Annotated in this window: 2 protein-coding genes; both read right to left on the reverse strand. The window is 69.4% G+C overall.

Annotated elements, in window-relative coordinates:
* On the reverse strand, positions 1 to 859 hold an 859-nt coding region (locus QME71_11110), incomplete at its 3' end, for a 2Fe-2S iron-sulfur cluster-binding protein (protein MDI6858848.1).
* Position 860: 1 nt separating this feature from the next.
* The gene (locus QME71_11115) at positions 861 to 2,441 is read right to left on the reverse strand and encodes an NADH-ubiquinone oxidoreductase-F iron-sulfur binding region domain-containing protein (GenBank protein MDI6858849.1); all 1,581 of its coding nucleotides are present in this window, start codon (positions 2,439 to 2,441) and stop codon (positions 861 to 863) included.
* Between the last annotated feature and the right edge of the window lie 99 nt (positions 2,442 to 2,540).

A 2,540-nucleotide genomic window follows, 5' to 3' on the forward strand; every position in this document is an offset into this window, starting at 1 on the left:
CATTCTCGCGGATGAGCGGCGTGGTGAGCCGGTCCGGGCTGTGCACGAACTCCCAGCCGAACTGCCCCTTCACGCACAGCGAACCGCGGCTCACCGGCGACTCGAAGTCCGGCCGCACGCCGACAACCTTGCCGCCCGCGACGTCGAGATAGAACGTGCAACCCGTGCCGCAGAACGGACACACCGTCTTGACCGATCGCTCGATTTCGTCCGCCTTCGCCCGCCCCTGTCGGACCCTATCGGCGAGCGCGCCTGTGGGGCAGGTGTTGAGGCACTGGCCGCAAAAGACGCACGTCGTGTCCATGAGGCCGCGGTCAAAGAGGGTGGTGATCTGCGTGGCAAAACCGTGGCTGCCGGGGACGATGGCGTGCGCCTGCTGCACCTCGTTGCAGATGCGGGTGCAGCGGTAGCAGGAGATGCACCACTGGTAATCGCGGATGATGAACGGGTTGGCGTCGTCCGGGCGGGCGCCGCTGCGTGCGCCGCGGAAGCGCGCGGCATCGACGCCGTACTGCGCCGCGAGACGGTGCAGCTCGCAGGGGCCGATCTCGCTGCAATGGGGGCACTCGCCGTCGGGTTGCTCCGACAGCACGAGCGCCAGGAGCCCGCGCCGGTAGTCGTTCAGGGCGTCGCTCTCGGTGACGACGCTCAGTCCCTCGGACGCGGGTAGGGTGCAGGCGGCGAGCATTTGCGGCCGCCCCTCGAGTTGGACCATGCAGAGCCGGCAGGAGCCCGCCGGCTTCAGGCGCGGGTCGTAGCAGAGCGTGGGGATATCGACGCCTGCGCGCAGGGCGGCCTCGAGGACCGTTTCCCCCTCGTTGAACTCGACCGCTGCGCCGTTGATCGTCAACTGGCCCATGTCACGTCCTCTCGCATTCCCCCGCCAGGCAGCGCCCCTGCGTGTGGGCGCGGAGCTCGTCGTTGAAGTGGGTAAGCAGGTGTCGCGTCACCAGGCCGGCCGCCGGGCCGAGCCCGCAGGCCGCCCCCGAGCCGATGATGGCGCTTATCTCGCGCAGATCGGCTTCGTCGACCGGCTGCAAGCGGACCGCTTCGCCCAGGTATTCCTTGAGCCGCGTCGTGCCGATGCGGCAGGGGAAGCACTTGCCGCAGCTTTCCCCAGCGAAGAAGCGGACGGACTCGAAGGCGAAGCGCACCGCGCACCGCGAATCATCGATGGCGACGAGACAGCCCGAGCCGAGGAAGGCGTCGTGCTCGCGAGGGCTCGCGAAGTCGAGCTGCATATCGAGTTTCGACGCCGGCAGCATGCCGCCCGAGAGCCCGCCGATTGTAAACGCTTTCAAGCGTGGGATGTCGGCGCCCGCCATCTCCATCAACTGGCGCGCCGTGGTCGTCATGGGCAGCTCGAAGCAGCCGGGGCGCGAAACGTCTCCGGAGGCGCAGTAGAGCTTGGGGCTCCCCGCCTCACGGTACCAGGCGGCGCCGCGGGCAATGATGGCCGGTACCGCGGATAGCGTCTCCACGTTCTGCACCACCGTCGGCTGGCAGAGGAGGCCGCTTGTCGTCGGGTAGGGCGGGCGGTCGCGAGGGGTGGGGCGCTTCCCCTCGAGGGAGTTGAGCAGCGCCGTCTCCTCGCCGCAGACGTAGAGTCCGGCGCCGCGGCGCACCGCAACGTCGAACGCGTCGCCCAGCAGGCCCTCGTCGCGCAGCCGCTCGATCTCGCGCACCAGTCCCTCGTACTGCGGCCGGTACTCGGCGCGGATGTAGATGACGCCCGCCTGCGCGCCGACGGCGTGAGCGGCGATGCGCATGCCCGCGAGCAGGCGCCGCGGCTGGTTGTCGAGGATGTAGCGGTCTTTGAAGCTGCCCGGCTCGCTCTCGTCGGCGTTGCAGACGATGTACTTGCGTTCGCCGGAAGCGGCCTTCACCGCCGACCACTTGGTGCCGGTCGGGAAGCCGGCGCCGCCCCGGCCCTGGAGTCCACTTTCGGTGATGACGGAGATGATATCTTCGGGCGGCGTCTTCAGGGCGGCGCACGCCGCTTCGAACGGGTCGTCTTCCCCGAAGAAGACGCTTTCCGCTACGCCGATGGTGGGCGCGCGCTTCTCCGGCGGCGAGAGCCGCAGCGGGTCGACGGTGTCGGCGACAGATGCGCCAGTCTCGCGCAGCATCGCGAGCGGCTGATCACACAGCCCCAGGCAGTGGGTCTCCTCGCCGCCGTACACGCTTGTTCGGGCGGCGTCCGCCCCGCGCAGGCGGCAGCCGGGCCCCATGCAGACGGCATCGGCCCGCGGGCCGGGCTCTAGCCGGAAGCGCGGGTATGCGGTTATCGCTCCGTAAAGCTCCGTCGGCGAGCAGCGCGCCAGCTCCGCTATACGCGCGACGTCGTCCTCGCTGATGTAGCCCGCCGCCTCCTGCGCGGAGTGCAGCAGCTCCATCACGGGGACGAGGTCGTCGACGGCGGAAGCGCGGCGAAGGGTCATTCGTCCGCTTCTCCTACAGGCCCGCCTGGTCGAGGATGGAAGGCACGAGCTTCTCGGTGCCGATGGCCATGATGTGCACGCCCTGGCACATCCCCTTCA

The organism is Dehalococcoidia bacterium, assembly GCA_030018455.1.
Taxonomy (GTDB): Bacteria; Chloroflexota; Dehalococcoidia; order DSTF01; family JALHUB01; genus JASEFU01.

Excerpts from the sequence above, each read along its gene's own strand:
- QME71_11115 (MDI6858849.1), bottom strand. The coding sequence starts at position 2,441 with ATGACCCTTCGCCGCGCTTCCGCCGTCGACGACCTCGTCCCCGTGATG.